Origin of the sequence: Microcoleus sp. AT3-A2, from assembly GCF_036705685.1 — a bacterium.
In the GTDB taxonomy this organism is placed as follows: domain Bacteria; phylum Cyanobacteriota; class Cyanobacteriia; order Cyanobacteriales; family Microcoleaceae; genus Microcoleus.
Genome location: NZ_JAUBVF010000015.1, coordinates 46,979 through 62,454, shown reverse-complemented (window position 1 = coordinate 62,454; position 15,476 = coordinate 46,979). Strand labels below are relative to the sequence as shown.

Below are 15,476 nucleotides of genomic sequence, written 5' to 3'. Positions count from 1 at the left end.
GGTAAGGGCGGGTTCACGAAAAATATTTGCCAATAATTGACAATCTCAAAAACCCGCCCTTTTAATCGCTTGATCGGACATGATATTACTAATTATCAATAACTAATGAATGACCAATTGCGAATTATGGAGATAATCGATCGCCCTTCTGTGCCTCCTGCAAGTTCAGTTCAACCCGCTAGGGCCGCCTTGGTGAAACGCACGACACTAGAAACGGATGTCACGGCCAGCCTCAATCTCGACGGTGTGGGAACTTGCAAGGCGTCTACGGGGATTCCGTTTTTAGACCATATGTTGCACCAGATTGCTTCTCACGGATTGATCGATTTGGACGTGCAGGCGATCGGGGATTTGGAGATTGACGACCACCACACGAACGAAGATGTGGGGATTACCTTGGGCCAAGCCCTAGCAAAAGCTGTCGGGGATCGATCGGGCATTTCTCGCTTCGGGCATTTCATCGCACCTTTGGATGAAGCTTTAATTGAAGTAGTGCTAGACTTTTCGGGACGGCCTCACTTAAGTTACAGCTTGGAAATTCCCAACCAGCGGATCGGCACTTACGATACCGAATTAGTGAAAGAGTTTTTTTCGGCGGTGGTGAACCACACTCAAATGACACTGCACATTCGACAGTTGCAGGGCGGGAATTCTCACCACATTGTGGAAGCGGCGTTTAAAGCATTTGCGCGAGCTCTGCGGATGGCGGTAGAAATCGATCCGCGGCGCGCCAGTCGGATTCCGAGTTCTAAAGGAGTTTTGTAATTTGGGGTTAGTAGTAGCGTTTGGGCGCTACTACTAACCTGTAAATCAAAATATATCTGCTATATAGTTAAAAACACCTTGACTTCCCTCGCCGTACTTTCCGATAAATTCAGCGATGATTCGCTCGCTACACCTTTCTATAGCTTCATCAATAGAACTTTGTGCTAAAACTTGACTAGCCGAGTGACGCAACACTTCAAACAGATTCACAGTATAGCGAGTATCTTCACTGACAAAATCCCACAGTTCTCGACCTATTAAAGTTATCATGTCCGAATTTGGCAAAATTTGCTTCAGTAAACCAAGTGTGACAGTTTTATTAGTTCTTTTGCCGTAAGCTATACCAATATAAGCGCGATCGCCCTCCTGAATTTTTTCCTCAATTTTGGCAGCCCAATATACTATCTGGTCTTTATCCATATCATTCGGGCCGCTTTTTACCTGTATCCAGCATTTCTCGCCATCACTGGTAGTTTTAATTGCGTCCCATCCAGACTCTTCCGGTGGAATTTCTGCACTTTCAGAACAAGATATCAATAGTTTTTGAATAAAAAATCCCATTGAAGTGACAATAGACCTAGTAGCAGTCATATAAACATTGAGCCTGACAACTTCTTCGGGAGTGTCCAAATTTAACGCCCTAATTAAAAATGGGTTGGGATGAATTTTCCCTAAAGTCAGATTTTCAACCATAACTAGCTGTCGCCCAGTAAAATCTCGACAAATGCTGGCTAAAAAATTTTCAGCGATAGTAAGTTGCAGCGACAGCTTGCCTGAAGATATAAATGCTAAAATGCGTTCAATCTCATCGGAAGTAAATCTGAGCAGTCTTTTGCCAGAGATGCTGCTGATGCCGTTTCTGAGTGTTGCGGCTTCTAAGTTAAAAAATTCTTCTAACTCCGCAAAGTGACTGGCGAAAGAGCGAGACTTCCTGGCTGGCACTCCTACTTCTTTTTCTAAAACAAAGGCTAATAATTCATGAAGTTGCTCTGACACTTTTATTTCTCCTAGACTCTGCTTTAAATATTACTTAAATGAAAAGAGAAAGCTGAGAATAAGTTCGTACTTTACTAAAATCCAAAAGCAAGAGCATCAAGCATATACTTACCCTTCTCCCGCCCAACTTCTTGATATATATCCAAAAGTTCTTCGTAGGCAGTCTCTCCCCCTATAATATTCCAAAACTCATGCCCCATAATGACAGCTTGTTCAAAGGGCGTATACTTCCTTGCCACTGACCATTTATAATCTGAACGATTTGGCCCGTAAGGATTGTAAGCCATAGCATAATAAGATTGAGCATCGGGTCGAGACAGTCCGCACAGTAAATGATATCTCAGCAGTCGTTGAATTACCTCCAAGCATTGTCCTTTGTTGGGTTTCGATCCTTTAATTTCAAAGAAAAATTTCCTCCCGTCACGGGATAGCACGTACAAATCTGCTTTGACTGTGACCGATCGCGTAACTAAATGGTTAGTTTTGGGAGCCTCAAGAACAGCTTCTATCATTTCTTCAAAAGCAGGTTTATTTGCATTTTTGTCGGCTGACTTCTCAAATAGCGCTATCTGACGCTCAATTTCATGGATAGCCTCTATGCTAACTTCGCCAGAAATTTCATAGCTTCTGCTTGCTTCTTGGTGATGTTCCAAAGCAATGAGTTTTGCACATTCTTCATAAGTTGTGCCCAAGCTGCTGCTGAAACCTCTTTCAAACTCGTTAATCCGCAGCAACTCTGAGGGCATAATAGCAGCCTGAAACGGTTTCAATTGACCTTTAGAGGATTTGCATGATAAATATGCTGCTGGAATATCAAGTTTCGGTATTAGCCGTCCTCTGTATTCATTGACAAGGTTTTCGATGAAGACTTCTAAGTAAGCTTTGATTATGGCGCGTGTAATTGAGCTAATAGCTGACATTATTTTACTGCGAATATTCAGTTTACTTGACTTGTTGCAAAAATGTAATAACTTTGTAGTTAGGACTTTCGCCCTTGCTGATGAGTTGGCAAAGAAAGGACGGAAGTCGTTACTACAAACAGGTCAATCGAGACTTGTATTAACCACCCGCCCTCACTCTATCCAAACTTCGTCAAGAATCGGAAAGCATCGAGTACGTGACTCGCGCAAACGTAAGGCGAAGTATTGTAAAAAGCTTGCCAAGCCGCCGCTTTATCTTCGTCGTATTTACCCGCTCTTTCCGGGTGTTTTCCTTGCCAATTCAGCCGCACTGCGTGACCGACTAATACATCTAAAACGATGTATTCTTCTACTTGCAATTCTGGGTTGCGCTGGGCGATCGCCGCCAACTCCATCAGCGCCTCAATATTGACTTGTCGGTATTCTGGTGCCACAATTTTATTCAGCAAATGCTCAATTTGTAGCGCGAAATTCTTTTCACCTGGTGTCATTTCCGATAAAATGATATGGCTATCTAACCGATTGCGCCGTTCTAATTTATCGCCAATTATTAAGCCTTTGCAGTGCCGCAGCAGTCCCCAAACACTCGGATAAAAATCCTTCGGTACGCGATTGACTGTACCTTCCATTTGCCGCTTCCGGCGCCATCCTCCCCCAGGCATGGTTGGTTCTTCAGAAACTGGCGCTACTACCCATTCAATGTCTTTTTCCGGCTGTTTGACGCGCAGGGATTCTTGCTGTTTGAGGATTTGATTCATTTCCTCGTATTCTGTCAACACTTGGCGCAGGCGATTTTTGATTTCAAAGGGGCTTAGCTGCATTAAATGTTCGTAAGCTTCATTTTGCGTAACTCCCAATTCGCGGGCAAACTCGCTAGTCAGCAGCAAAATAAAGTAGCTAACTCTTAGCGTCAGCAGGCCTTTAAATAACTGCGGTTCGGCTTTAATTAGCAGGCCGAGGTAGATGAGAACTTCTTGAGTTAGAACTCGATCGCGAATGTCTTCTCCGCAGAATTGGCGAATTTTGTCCATCACTTCCGTGTAAGATCCGGGTCGCGAAATTATCGAATCTTCGCTGTAGGCTTTCCCCACAGCAATCTGTTTTTGCCGCACCAAAATGTCTGTCACCGCATCGGATAAGCTGATATCAACCTTGTCCAGCAAACCTGCGGCATGGCGGATGACTGCCCATTGGATTTTTGATTGCGAACTTTCTCCAGCTTTTGTATAAACTTCGTTGAGCAAATCCACAACTTTAACTGTTTGTTCTGCACCCCCAAATCCTGTATCAAAATTTAATCCCTTGAGGCGAACTAACGTGTGCAGCAACTCAATTTCTTCGTACAAGTTTTCTGAATCACGCAGGCTAGTTAGCAAAAATTGAGTATTAGTCTCGCACTCTAATTTAAATTCTTGCGTGTGACCCAGAGGCCAAGTTTTCTCAGGATTGTAACCGAGATATCTGGGGGTTTCGACTGCACCTGTAACTGGAGATTCTGTGAATTCAAAATCGTGCATGAAATCAATTCTTTCGGTGCCAGCGGTCAGCATTAACTGCTTAAGATTTCCGAGTTTAACTGGCGTGTTATTACAGTGTCCATCCCGGAATTCTTTCATTAATTCTAACAACGCTTCCCGGCCTGTTTCCAGCATCGTGTGAGTCAGCATCAGCGTTACCGTAGGGCGTCCCAACTGATACCAGTGGCTGTGAATGTGAGCTATTTCGCTCTTGATTTGAGCTACTAAAAAATGGTAATCTAAAGTTAAGTAAAACTCTTGTCTGTTCAAAAATGAGGGGAGAAATACGATCGCCTCTTCGCGAATTTTAAACACCCGAGAAGTTGTTAAACTCCGCAGACGGCGCACAGGGCGGCCGGTTAAACCTAATGGGTCGTTGCGTCCAATTTGCGTGTAAATAGCTGATAATTCTTTAGTCTGGCGGACTTGAATTGGTTCTACCTGTTTTGGAGTTTGCGCCGCAATGCCGTTAGTGGCTAATTCTGCTTGCAAATCTTCGTCTTCAGCTAACAGTGCAATTTGCACTAAAGGTTCTCTGTGCGGGCCGACTGACAAATGCCTTCCCAGCGGGTCGATATCGCCCACTGCGATTAATCCTTCATTTAGCAATTGACCGAGAAAATACAGACTTTGCGCCCAAACTAGGGGAATATTTTCATTCGGTAAGCGCTGCTGGCTGCTGGGATTTAGCTTTTCTGCTTCTATATTTTCGGCGGGCACGTAATACAATTCGGGTAGTAGCGGCAAACCAGAGCGATCGACTGCTAGAGATTCCAAACGCTGCTGGTAATCCTGCACTTGGGCTTGATTTCCCTGAAATATGCCGTCCAACAATAAATAAGTGAAAAATAGTGGCCACTCGCATTCAATGTGCTCGAACTGCCTTAATTCTGTGGGTTCGTAGTGCAGGCGATCGGCATCTTCTAAAACTGTTTGGTGTCCGTCCCGCAGAAACCGCTTGCAGCCGTATTTTCCTTGCAATTTGTCAATAATCTTATTTCGAGTCCGTTCTATTAATTCTCGATCTTCCACAGCAAAAGCCGGAAAACTAATCACACTCAATAAAGCGGCATCTACTTCTTTTGAACTAGATTCGCGAGGCAAAAGGGATTCCAAAGTTATGCGACTTCTGGCAATTTCGTCTGGCAAAACGTGAATAACTGACGCTTGAGAGCCTTTAATTCCGAACAAATCTAAGCCATTTATTGCTTCCAGCGCTGCTTTGGCCATACCAACTGAACTGGCGTTCAATTCTGCATTGCCGCGATTGATTTTATGGCCTCTTTCCCAAATTCCGTAATCCGGCGTGCGGTAGGCTCTACCGATGTAGTAAACTAAATTTTGCACGAAATTTACTTCATCAATTGTAAAAATTACGTGCAGCCCGGAAGCCGTCATTTGAGCAAGAATTAATAAGAATATAGATGTAGCGTCTACCTGTAAATGTCCCCACTTGTCATCGCCGACAACAATCCCTCCAGTTTGAGTATTGTATTTAGCGTGCAACGCATCTAGCGGCGACTGAGTATTTTTAAAACGTTCTACTTTGCTCGATTGCTGCATCATCGCAAACAGCAAGCCTCGCATTAGTTTGACTGTACTTTGTTCGAGTTCAAATGTTCTGCCTTGATCGCCATCAATTTTGCGATAAGCTAAACCCAAACCCCAAACCGCGAGAATGCTGTACACGTTGTCCCGCACCCAGGCATCGGTGTAGTCGCCGTGGGCGTTAACGGCGGTACTCGCCGGCAGCAAACCAGTAATTGGATTTTGGCGCTTGAGGATGATGTTTTTGATTTGCTGGTAGTAATAATCTAACCGGGTTTGTCGCTGGGTTTTTGCGATCGCCATTTCGTTTTCCTTGTTTTTCCTGATGCGAGTAGATTTGCGGTGAATAGACTTTTAAATATATCAGAGATTAGATCATTTCTCAAGTTATCCAAACACAAAAAGGTAATTGCCATGTCTACGCAAAACCACAATAACAAAAGCGTTCCTTTCGTGAAAGTTGTCTACTCTATAGTGAAAATTAATGGTAAAATTGAGCTAGTACCGATGGAATGGTACGCAGACGGCTCTGTCAAAAAAATCGAACGCTAATACTCGATCGCACTTGGCGGGCAAACTCTCATGAACTTGCGCGACCCGTCGCTTACAAAAAAACCGGTTTCTGGGCCACCGAACGATGACTTAACAGACTCTTGGTGGCACAAATCGGCTTTTTTGCGACCCAAACTGGTCTAGCGTCGATCGCCAATCTAAGCTAATTTAAATAACTAGGTGTGTAGGAATCTCAAAGAAAAAAATATGGATCGATCGCGCCCACAATTTTCAGTGCTGGGACTACCAGTTCACATATTAGATGATTATGCAGGTTGGCTGATGGAGCGCCTGCATCAAGGGTTAGGAAGTCATGTGGTGACTTTGAATGCTGAAATGGCCATGCAAGCCGAGCAAAATCAGGCTTTAGCGGATGTAATTCGCAAAGCTGAACTCGTGATTCCCGACGGTTCGGGAGTGGTGCTGTACTTGCGGCTGCGTGGCAAACCGGCACAGCGCTATCCGGGGATTGAATTAGCAGAATCGCTGCTGCAACAAGCCGGAAAATTGCCTGATTCGGAACCACTATTTTTCTTTGGAGGTTCCCCAGGAGTGGCGGCTGCGGCGGCCAAAACTTGGCAGCACAAAGTTAACGGATTGTCAATTGCTTCTCAACACGGTTATCTTTCCGCAGATGAAGAGAAAGACTTCCGTGAAAGCCTCAAACAAATGCAGCCCAAACTAATTTTTGTAGGCTTGGGAGTGCCACGCCAAGAATTTTGGATTGCCGAACACCGACACCTATGCCCTCAGTCAACTTGGGTGGGAGTGGGCGGCAGTTTCGATATTTGGGCAGGAACAAAAACCCGCGCGCCGGCTTGGTTTTGCGACAATCATTTAGAATGGCTGTATAGGCTTTATCAAGAACCTTGGCGGTGGCGCAGGATGTTAGCTTTGCCACAATTTGCATTGAAAGCTTTGGGGGGTTTTAGAGCTTAAAAGCTGTCACAATAAAATAGGTTTGTAGTGAGGACTAAAATCCTCATAAAATTATCAGGACTTCAGTTTTCACTACGAACCAATTGCCATTAGACAATGTAAGGAGAATCGATCGCCTTTGCCCGATTAATCGCCACCAATGTCTGGTAAATTAAAGCCGAAATCTCAGCGCGAGTAATATCCCGAAGCGGCGAAAGCCAATCGCGGGAAGGATAATTAACCACAATCTTCAAAGCAGTTGCTGTGGCGATCGCACTCAAAGCATAATTAGGAATTTGAGAGCGATCGGTGTAAACTTTCAAAGAATCAGGATTGCCGCCCTTAAGTTCCAAACCGTTAACCAAAGACACGATCGCGTCAGCCTTAGTCAAATTCAGATTCGGGCCGAACTTCAAGCCCGGAAACCCCGCCAAAAACCCCCCCCGATTTGCCCGTTCGATCGCACTTCTCGCCCAAAAACTAGCAGAAACATCAATAAAATTTGTAGCCGGCACCCTCGGAATCGGACTAAACGCACTCACCAACAGCGCCGCATATTGAGCACGGTTTAAACTGTCATCAGGTCTAAAAGAACCGTCAGGAAAACCGCTAATTATATTCGCCGCAGCCAAAGCTTCAATAAACTTCTGTGCCCAATGTCCAGTAATATCGCTGAACACTGCACCCCCGATATTCGGATTGCCGCCGCCCTTTCTCACCGCAGCTTGCACAGCTTTAAAAGCATTCACTTTCCCGTAACCAAACCAATCGCTGCGGCCGTTGTTAGGATCGTAATTTCCCATGCGATTGCCCAACTGGGGATCGGGATCGAGATCGACAATTTTCTCAGCAGTTTGTTCGAGAATTCCCCGCACTTCCCGCGCCGTCAAACGGGGGTTAGCCGAAAGTATCAACCCTGCAACCCCAGCGACTACTGGAGTGGCGCTGGAAGTACCGCCAAAAGTATCCGTATAGTCCCCCCAGTCGTAGCCCCGATTACCGACTCGATCGGCAGTAAACACCCCCAAACCGGGCAAATACTGCGTCACCTGCGGCGGCGTGCCGATAAATCCGGTTTCTGGCAACCAAGTTCCCGGCGGTGCGTTGTTGCTGGGGGCGCAAACCGAGATGCTGCTGCCCCAATTGCTGTAAGCTGCTTTTTTGTTGAGGGAAGTGGAAGCGCTGACGGCAATTACGTCGGGGTGAACGGCAAATCCTGCCAGCCATCTAGTTTGACCCTCCACCACGTTGTTGGGCCAGCCTTTCTCGTTAATTGTGCCGTTGACTGGGCGGTTGGCATTCCCCGCCGCGAACAGAATAACGCAGCCTCTGCCGCCTCGCCCTTGGGTTGCTGCTTTGGTGATAACGGCACTCTGCCGCAGGGAAAGCGGATAGTAAACTGCTGCAGGCCCCCAACTGCAAGAAATGACGGCGGCACCTTTTTCGATCGCCCAATTAAAGATTTTTTCGACAGAATTGTCATCGAGAAAACCACTGGTACGGATGGGCATCAAGGCGCAGCCGGGGGCGACGCCGACAATGCCTTTGCCGTTTTCTTCAGCAACGGCGACGCCGGCACAACTTGTGCCGTGGTTGTCTGAGTCGGCGACTGGCATCGGGGAAGTGTCGCCGTCTTTGAAATCGATGGGTGAGACGATTTTGCCTTGGCCTTGAAAATCTGGGTGGGTGATGTCAACTGAATCGTCGGCGATGGCAATTACGATCGATCGAACTCCGCGAGTCAGGTTCCAAGCTGGTTCTGCATAAATTTGAGCACCGCCGACAAGTTCGTTGCCGCCTTTGTTGTTTAGATACCACTGTTTGGGATAAAGCGGATCGCGGGGCGTGTAATGCTGCTGCGTCTCTACTACAATGTTGGGTTCAGCTACCAGAACTTCTGGATATCTTGTCAGGCGGTTGGCAATTTTGACCGGGTTTTCTGTTGCTTGTTTGGTGACTTCGCAGACGAAGGTGTTGGGAATTCCTTCTACTGGCCGGACTATTTTTAAAGCTGCTGCATTGGCGATCGCTTTTCGCGATTGTTCGTCTACTTGTTCGCCAAATTGAATGGTAATTTGGTCGGTTAAATAAAAGAATGTACTGGGATTGTTGGCGGGGCAATAGACGTGGCTGGCAAAAGCTACAGCATCGCTGGCGCGCGCTGTTTGCATTGCTGCTTCTAGGCGATCGGGTGTAACGAGATATTCTTCCAGATTGCTTTGGCCGACGCGACGGTTGAGTTTTGCCCCAGTTGTTGCAGTCCAATCATTTGAGGCTGATGCTGTTGATGAGGGGCGGACTGTAAAGCGATCGTCCACTTTTGACAACAGCAATTCGTCGCCGCCGCGCTGCAAAATCACTGGCAGACTTTCATCTGGGACTCCGATTCCTTGATAGTTTTGGAGAGTGTCGGAGGTGGGTTTGCTTGGTTGTACCATCAGAAATGTTCCTGTTTGATTTTGATGTAGATTTATCAAACATATTTATAAGCTGTCAGGGATGTTTTCACCATGAGGGGTTTGAAACTGTAACTAACAGCGGTAGGGCTCGTCATAAGCACCTTACTAACTCCATTAGTCTCAAGCGAGAGAGACCAAAGTTTGTGTAGGATCGGTTTCAACCGGCGATTTTTATTCGATGGCTGGGTGTTTTTCCGATAAACCACCTCACAGAAAACTCGTTTTGAGCTTTTCTCCCGATCGCACCCTTTGACATTTCAACAAATTTGGTTTACACTTAGCCGGTTGCGATCGCCAATGGTAAGATCGGCTCAAGCTAAATATTTTTTTAAAGCGCATAGGCGCAAAGTAATTTCATGGTATACTCTGGAACTGTTTGTTGGCTTCGCTCCACTGCCCGGATTACGATCGGGGCGATCGCAGCTTTTACCCTGTTGCAACCGCTCCAAGTCCAAGCACAACAACCTTCGGGGCCAGAGAACCAACAGCAAGTCGATCCCGCCGACGACCCCACAGACCCCAACAATCTTCGCCCTCTGACGCAAGACAGCAGTCTGCTGAGCGTCCAAGGAGGCCAGCGTTTGATGACAGAAGCCAGCAGTGCTATTTCCTCTCAGAATTACGCACTCGCTACTCAAAAACTCCAAGAATCCCGCCAAATTTTCAATCAACTGTCCAACTTCTACCAACAACTGGGTAGCAGTTTTGCCGGAATTGACATCCGCTTGGCCGAAAGCCACCGCACCAAAGCTGTAGAAACGGCCCAAATGCGCGACGAAGCTACCTATCGGCTGGCGTTGGTACACCGGGCGCAAAATAAGCCCGAACTGGCTGTGCCCCTGCTGATTCAGATTATTCGATCGCAGCAGCCAACTCGCGACTTGGGCAAGAAAGCTTACCAGCAGTTACTGGAATTGGGTTTTGTGGATTCGCCCTTTCCCCGGCCTGCCAGCACTCAACCGAGCTCATCGACAAAATAGTTCCACTAAAATCTAAATTACAGCCGTTTATCAGAGAAACCAATGGTTACACCGTCTCAAGTAGCAGAAATGATTAAGGCAGGGTTGCCCGACGCTAAAATACAAGTTGAGGATTTGACTGGTGGCGGTGACCATTACCAGGCGAGAGTCGTCTCAGCAGCCTTTGAAGGAAAAAGCCGAGTACAGCAGCACCAACTGGTCTACGGCGCTCTCAAACAGGCAATGGCTAGTGAAGCCATCCACGCTTTGGGCTTGGAAACCTTAACTCCCGCAGAATGGGAAGCGAAAAGTCAAGTTGCTTAATTGTTGAGAGGCAATTAGCTATCACAAGTTTGTGCTTCTGTCAATAGTTGCTTGAAATACAACTGCTGCACTTACGCACAAAAACCAAAGAAACCGGGTTTTTTAACCGGAATCTATGGCTGTAACGAAAGATTGTCCTAAAAAACCCGGTTTCTGCGTCAGTCAACGTTTAAAATTTTTCAAACAATATTAGGAGCTACCATGACTACAGCAGCACATGAAAGAATTGACGAGTTAGTTAAGCAAAATAAAATCATGGTGTTTATGAAGGGCAATAAGTTAATGCCCCAGTGTGGTTTTTCTAATACTGTGGTGCAAATTCTCAATACTTTGGGAGTGCCTTACGAAACAGTTGATGTTTTGGCAGACCAGGAAATTCGTCAAGGCGTTAAAGAGTATTCCAACTGGCCGACAATTCCCCAGGTTTATATCAACGGCGAGTTTATTGGTGGCTCGGATATTATGATCGAGATGTATCAAAAGGGCGAATTGCAAGAAGTAGTAGAAGTGGCTTTGGCTTCTTAAATTAGACAGAAAAAACATATCCCCGACTTCTTAAAGAAGTCGGGGAAATAACAGCAATCGGGTTTTACGTTGAATTAAGTTAATTTACTTAATTACTTATGTCCAGGCAGAGGCGGGGAACCCAATACGGTCGGCTCGGCATCCAAGTTTTAGGCTCCGAAAGCGAGGCCGAGCCTCTGGACATCGGTTCCCTGGCCGAGCAAGGGAACCATTTAAGGGCAGTACAAGTTCCCAATTCCCAATTCCCAATTCCCAATTCCCAATTCCCAATTCCCAATTCCCAATTCCCAATTCATCAAGGGTTTATCAAACCGAATTTGCTATTTAATAGTAGTCTGATTCAGCCTGTGTCTGTGTCTGTGGCATTGCAAAATTGGAGGGGTCGTGAATGTAACGCGCTGCTTCTTCCTCTAGTCTGTGAATCAGATAGGGCTCCAAACTGTTGGAATGTCGCAGGGCTGCTAAATACCCGTCTAAGTAAAGCCGCAGGTCATCAAAGCGATAACCTCTATTCCACATTTCGACGAGGGCGTCGGTGAGTTTTTGGTAGTGCCGGATTGTTTGGGTGTCTTGTAGCATAGTGTGAGTTTGAAATCCTTTGTGGTTTGTATAATGACGGCGGGATTTAGGAATGGCCTCGATTGATGCTGAGTGGCTCAGCTTGGGGCTATTTCTAAATAAAAGTTTTTACCCTGCTCAACAGGCTACCCTCCATAAAAAATTTCACTCGTTGCAATGCAGTTGCTCGACTTTGTGCGCGCACCTAGATAATTCGCTGTGCGTTTAATAGAGTCGGGATATTGCTGAATTTGGCGGTCAAAGTGGCTGAGTGTTCCGGCTACCGAGCGAACGGTTGGAGGAATTCTAGTTTCACTTGCGCGATTTGTCAACCTCCTGGGAGTGGGGGCTGGGTCGGGGGGATCGCTTTTGGCAGGCGGTTGGGGCATGGGATCGATCGGCTTTACACTGTCTTATTTTCATTGTAAGCTTACCGCCAGAATGATTTAACCTTTCTGCAGGCTGACCCTCCCAAATTAACCAAATATTTAAAATTCCTACCCTGGGTGTGTCCGCTGCTTTAAACGCAGCTAATGCTTGAGTAGCGATGGTTACAAAAGCTTGACAAAAGCTCTGTTAACCTTGTAGCAATTAGTGATATGGGAAGCTCGCCTCTGTGGAATCTGCAAGTATTTCAATTGTTGAAGGGAATCCGCACCTGCGATCGCTCTTGGGCTGGCATCTACAGCAAGTCGGTCACTGGGTGCACCAGTCAGCGGATATCAGTCACGCTAGGGAAATATTTTTCAGCCGCCAGCCAACCCTAGTCATTCTGGATGCCCAATTGCCGGATGGGGACGGTTTGGAATTTTGCCACTGGCTGCAACAGCAGCAGCAGTCACTGATTTTGATGCTGTCGGCGCGGAATTCGGAATCGGATATTGTTGAAGGTTTGAAGGCGGGGGCAGACGATTACCTGACTAAACCCTTTGGGATGCAAGAGTTTATGGCCAGGGTGGAAGCTCTGATGCGCCGCAACCGCACGATGCTACCGCCGGCGACGCTGGAGTGCGGGCTGCTAAAAATTGATTTGGTGCAGCGCCGAGTCAGGTTGTACGAGGAACATATTGAGCTGACTCCCCAGGAATTTAGCTTGCTGTACGTGCTAGCTCAAGCTGGAGGAGTGCCGCTGTCGCGATCGGATTTGCTGCGGAGGGCCTGGCCCGATGCGATTGATAACCCCCGGACGATCGACACTCACGTACTCTCTCTGCGTAAAAAAATCGAAATCGACCCGCGACAGCCGAGCCTGATTCAAACTGTACGGAATGTCGGCTACCGACTCAATCTGGAGTTGTTGAATGGGAATCAACGGCATTCTCCGCTGGTACCCGGAGCTGTGAGTTCTTAGAGTACGATCGGGCTATAAGTCGGATTTTATTTTGAGAATTGATTGGCGATCGCATCTGTTTTCGCTGCCATAATAAAATCATTGCGATGTAGTCCAGAAATCGCGTGAGTCCACCAAGTAACGGTAACTTTCCCCCACTCGGTTAACAGTTCGGGGTGATGTCCTTCAGTTTCTGCTGCTTCGCCGACGCTGTTTGTAAAGGCGATCGCACTTTTGAAATCCGGGAATTTGTAGGTGCGTTCTATTTTGGGAATGCCATTTTTTTCGATTAAATTCCAGTCGGGAATTTGAGGTTTTAGCTGGACAATTTCGTAAGCTGTGACGCGGGGAGAGTTTGGGCGGCAGGCGGCACAGTGTTCTTTTGCTAAAGGTTCCATAAATTGCTTGTTAGCGAGAAGATGCTAAAAGACATTATAGACATTTTCTAATGTGAATTATTTGGGATGGGGCAACTGTCATTTACGAGTGACGTAGAGAGTGTGATCGAAATCTTTCAAAAAACCGATGAGCAATCATTTAAAATTTATGGAAATAATCGTTCACCGTGGAATCGCTTAACCGATAATATCAGGAAGGGGCGGGTTGATTTTGCTATCTTGCTGATATTGTAAACGTTGGTGAACCCGCCCCTCCAAGTGCGATCGATCAACCGATAACTTTCTTAATCAAATCCAACTTACCTAGATAGGGAGCGTAGCGCCATTTTAAGTCAAGTAAAAATGACTTTTGCAGCACGCTTTTTTGATGCGAAAAAGTGTCAAAACTTGCTTTACCGTGATAGGTGCCGATGCCGCTGTCGCCAACTCCGCCAAAAGGCAAACTTGTTACTCCGACTTGCATAACCGTGTCGTTTATGCAAACTCCGCCGGAAGAAGTTTCCCGCAAAACTCGCTCTTGTTTATCTTTATCCTTCGAGAACAAATACAAAGCTAGGGGTTTGGGACGGGCGTTGATTTGGGCGATCGCCTCCCCTAAATCATCATACTCCAAAACTGGCAAAATCGGCCCGAAAATCTCATCCTTCATCACAGGCGCATCCCAGGAAACCTTGTCGAGAACCGTGGGTGCAATATATTTATCTTCGGGGTTTGTTTGACCGCCGACGACAACTTCTCCGTCTTTGATAAACTCTGCCAAACGTCCTAAATGATGCTGATTAATAATTCTGGAATAGTCGGGACTTTTCTGGGGCTCGTCGCCGTAAAATCCGTGAATTGCTGTTTTTATTGCCTGCATCAAATCGGGTTTTACTTTTTTATCAACTAACAGGTAATCTGGAGCGATACAAGTTTGACCTGCATTGATGAATTTGCCCCAGGCAATGCGTTTAGCAGTGTATTCAACTTGAATATCTGAGTCTACAATACAAGGAGTTTTGCCGCCTAATTCTAATGTAACAGGTGTCAGGTGTTTAGCTGCGGCTTCCATGACTATTCTACCGATTTTTGTGCCGCCTGTAAAGAAGATGTGGTCGAATTTTTCGGCTAATAATTGTTGGCTGATTTCTACTCCTCCTTCGACGGCGGCTACGTAGGCGGGATCGAAGGTTTTGGTAATCATGTCGGCGACAACTGCCGACGTGTGCGAGGCGATTTCTGAAGGTTTGAGGATGGCGCAGTTGCCTGCGGCGATCGCCCCGACCAACGGTGATATCATTAGCTGAAATGGGTAATTCCAAGGCCCGATGATTAAAACTACGCCCAAAGGTTCTGGGTAAATGCGGGCCGATGCTGGGAATTGATCGATCGAAGTAGGCACTTTTTTCGGCTTTGCCCACGATTTAACGTTTTTGATGGCATAATTAACTTCTGCGATCGCAGCAATTTCAAAATAAGCCTCGTACTCCGGCCTGTTCAAATCCGCCTTGACAGCATCCACAATCCGTGATTGATTGGAAGCGATCGCACTTTTGAGATTCTTGAGTTGTTCGATCCGAAAATCCACATCCTTAGTTTTCCCAGTTGCAAAAAATTGCCGCTGCCGCTGGATAATATCGCTGACTCTGATTACCATATTTATTCCTCCATGTCTATCAATAAATGTTACAACAGGAAAACGGAACTTGGGTAAAGTGCGATCGGTGT

At 46.4% G+C, this 15,476-nt stretch carries 14 protein-coding genes; 7 read left to right on the top strand and 7 right to left on the bottom strand.

Going from position 1 to position 15,476, the window contains the following annotated elements:
* Positions 1 to 126 precede the first annotated feature (126 nt).
* Positions 127 to 765 (top strand): imidazoleglycerol-phosphate dehydratase HisB, encoded by a 639-nt coding sequence (gene hisB, locus QUB37_RS11655; RefSeq protein WP_333162122.1) that lies wholly within the window; start codon positions 127 to 129, stop codon positions 763 to 765.
* A 45-nt stretch (positions 766 to 810) separates the two neighbouring features.
* Here the strand turns inward: hisB and QUB37_RS11650 are convergent, their stop codons facing one another.
* The 3 genes from QUB37_RS11650 to QUB37_RS11640 form a co-directional block, all read right to left on the bottom strand.
* A complete protein-coding gene (locus QUB37_RS11650; RefSeq protein WP_333162039.1) occupies positions 811 to 1,761 on the bottom strand; it encodes a PmeII family type II restriction endonuclease in 951 nt (316 codons plus the stop codon).
* A 74-nt stretch (positions 1,762 to 1,835) separates the two neighbouring features.
* Complete coding sequence (locus QUB37_RS11645) at positions 1,836 to 2,681, bottom strand: TdeIII family type II restriction endonuclease (protein ID WP_333162037.1); 846 nt, start codon at positions 2,679 to 2,681, stop codon at positions 1,836 to 1,838.
* Positions 2,682 to 2,839: 158 nt separating this feature from the next.
* Positions 2,840 to 6,049 carry a glycoside hydrolase family 15 protein gene (locus tag QUB37_RS11640; protein ID WP_333162035.1) on the bottom strand — a complete coding sequence of 1,070 codons (3,210 nt, stop codon included), beginning with the start codon at positions 6,047 to 6,049 and terminating at the stop codon, positions 2,840 to 2,842.
* Between the two features lie 111 nt (positions 6,050 to 6,160).
* Here QUB37_RS11640 and QUB37_RS11635 point away from each other — a divergent pair, with 111 nt between their 5' ends.
* Complete coding sequence (locus QUB37_RS11635; RefSeq protein ID WP_333162033.1) at positions 6,161 to 6,298, top strand: hypothetical protein; 138 nt, start codon at positions 6,161 to 6,163, stop codon at positions 6,296 to 6,298.
* Between the two features lie 207 nt (positions 6,299 to 6,505).
* The gene (locus tag QUB37_RS11630; protein ID WP_333162031.1) at positions 6,506 to 7,237 is read left to right on the top strand and encodes a WecB/TagA/CpsF family glycosyltransferase; all 732 of its coding nucleotides are present in this window, start codon (positions 6,506 to 6,508) and stop codon (positions 7,235 to 7,237) included.
* Between the two features lie 89 nt (positions 7,238 to 7,326).
* Here QUB37_RS11630 and QUB37_RS11625 read toward each other — a convergent pair whose 3' ends face one another.
* Positions 7,327 to 9,654: a S8 family serine peptidase gene (locus QUB37_RS11625; RefSeq protein ID WP_333162029.1), complete on the bottom strand. Its 2,328-nt coding sequence runs from the start codon at positions 9,652 to 9,654 to the stop codon at positions 7,327 to 7,329.
* 377 nt (positions 9,655 to 10,031) lie between these two features.
* Here QUB37_RS11625 and QUB37_RS11620 point away from each other — a divergent pair, with 377 nt between their 5' ends.
* From QUB37_RS11620 to grxD, 3 genes are all read left to right on the top strand, one after another.
* Positions 10,032 to 10,655, top strand: a complete 624-nt coding sequence (locus tag QUB37_RS11620; RefSeq protein ID WP_333162028.1) for a hypothetical protein — start codon at positions 10,032 to 10,034, stop codon at positions 10,653 to 10,655.
* Between the two features lie 42 nt (positions 10,656 to 10,697).
* Complete coding sequence (locus QUB37_RS11615; protein ID WP_333068825.1) at positions 10,698 to 10,958, top strand: BolA family transcriptional regulator; 261 nt, start codon at positions 10,698 to 10,700, stop codon at positions 10,956 to 10,958.
* A 201-nt stretch (positions 10,959 to 11,159) separates the two neighbouring features.
* Positions 11,160 to 11,483, top strand: a complete 324-nt coding sequence (grxD, locus tag QUB37_RS11610; RefSeq protein ID WP_333042762.1) for a Grx4 family monothiol glutaredoxin — start codon at positions 11,160 to 11,162, stop codon at positions 11,481 to 11,483.
* A 324-nt stretch (positions 11,484 to 11,807) separates the two neighbouring features.
* Here grxD and QUB37_RS11605 read toward each other — a convergent pair whose 3' ends face one another.
* Positions 11,808 to 12,062, bottom strand: coding sequence for a DUF6761 family protein (locus QUB37_RS11605; RefSeq protein WP_333101986.1), 255 nt, complete (start codon positions 12,060 to 12,062; stop codon positions 11,808 to 11,810).
* A gap of 595 nt (positions 12,063 to 12,657) precedes the next feature.
* Between QUB37_RS11605 and QUB37_RS11600 the strand changes: the two genes are divergently transcribed.
* Positions 12,658 to 13,392, top strand: coding sequence for a response regulator transcription factor (locus QUB37_RS11600; protein ID WP_333162025.1), 735 nt, complete (start codon positions 12,658 to 12,660; stop codon positions 13,390 to 13,392).
* A gap of 26 nt (positions 13,393 to 13,418) precedes the next feature.
* Here the strand turns inward: QUB37_RS11600 and QUB37_RS11595 are convergent, their stop codons facing one another.
* Together QUB37_RS11595 and QUB37_RS11590 are read right to left on the bottom strand one after the other, a co-directional pair.
* Entirely contained in the window at positions 13,419 to 13,769 is a 351-nt protein-coding gene (locus QUB37_RS11595) for a 4a-hydroxytetrahydrobiopterin dehydratase (RefSeq protein ID WP_333162023.1), read from the bottom strand.
* A gap of 268 nt (positions 13,770 to 14,037) precedes the next feature.
* Entirely contained in the window at positions 14,038 to 15,405 is a 1,368-nt protein-coding gene (locus QUB37_RS11590; RefSeq protein WP_333162021.1) for an aldehyde dehydrogenase, read from the bottom strand.
* Positions 15,406 to 15,476 lie beyond the last annotated feature (71 nt).

Coding starts and splice junctions, on each gene's coding strand:
- hisB (WP_333162122.1), top strand. CDS start 127: ATGGAGATAATCGATCGCCCTTCTGTGCCTCCTGCAAGTTCAGTTCAA.
- QUB37_RS11645 (WP_333162037.1), bottom strand. CDS start 2,681: ATGTCAGCTATTAGCTCAATTACACGCGCCATAATCAAAGCTTACTTA.
- QUB37_RS11640 (WP_333162035.1), bottom strand. CDS start 6,049: ATGGCGATCGCAAAAACCCAGCGACAAACCCGGTTAGATTATTACTAC.
- QUB37_RS11635 (WP_333162033.1), top strand. CDS start 6,161: ATGTCTACGCAAAACCACAATAACAAAAGCGTTCCTTTCGTGAAAGTT.
- QUB37_RS11630 (WP_333162031.1), top strand. CDS start 6,506: ATGGATCGATCGCGCCCACAATTTTCAGTGCTGGGACTACCAGTTCAC.
- QUB37_RS11625 (WP_333162029.1), bottom strand. CDS start 9,654: ATGGTACAACCAAGCAAACCCACCTCCGACACTCTCCAAAACTATCAA.
- QUB37_RS11620 (WP_333162028.1), top strand. CDS start 10,032: ATGGTATACTCTGGAACTGTTTGTTGGCTTCGCTCCACTGCCCGGATT.
- QUB37_RS11615 (WP_333068825.1), top strand. CDS start 10,698: ATGGTTACACCGTCTCAAGTAGCAGAAATGATTAAGGCAGGGTTGCCC.
- grxD (WP_333042762.1), top strand. CDS start 11,160: ATGACTACAGCAGCACATGAAAGAATTGACGAGTTAGTTAAGCAAAAT.
- QUB37_RS11605 (WP_333101986.1), bottom strand. CDS start 12,062: ATGCTACAAGACACCCAAACAATCCGGCACTACCAAAAACTCACCGAC.
- QUB37_RS11595 (WP_333162023.1), bottom strand. CDS start 13,769: ATGGAACCTTTAGCAAAAGAACACTGTGCCGCCTGCCGCCCAAACTCT.
- QUB37_RS11590 (WP_333162021.1), bottom strand. CDS start 15,405: ATGGTAATCAGAGTCAGCGATATTATCCAGCGGCAGCGGCAATTTTTT.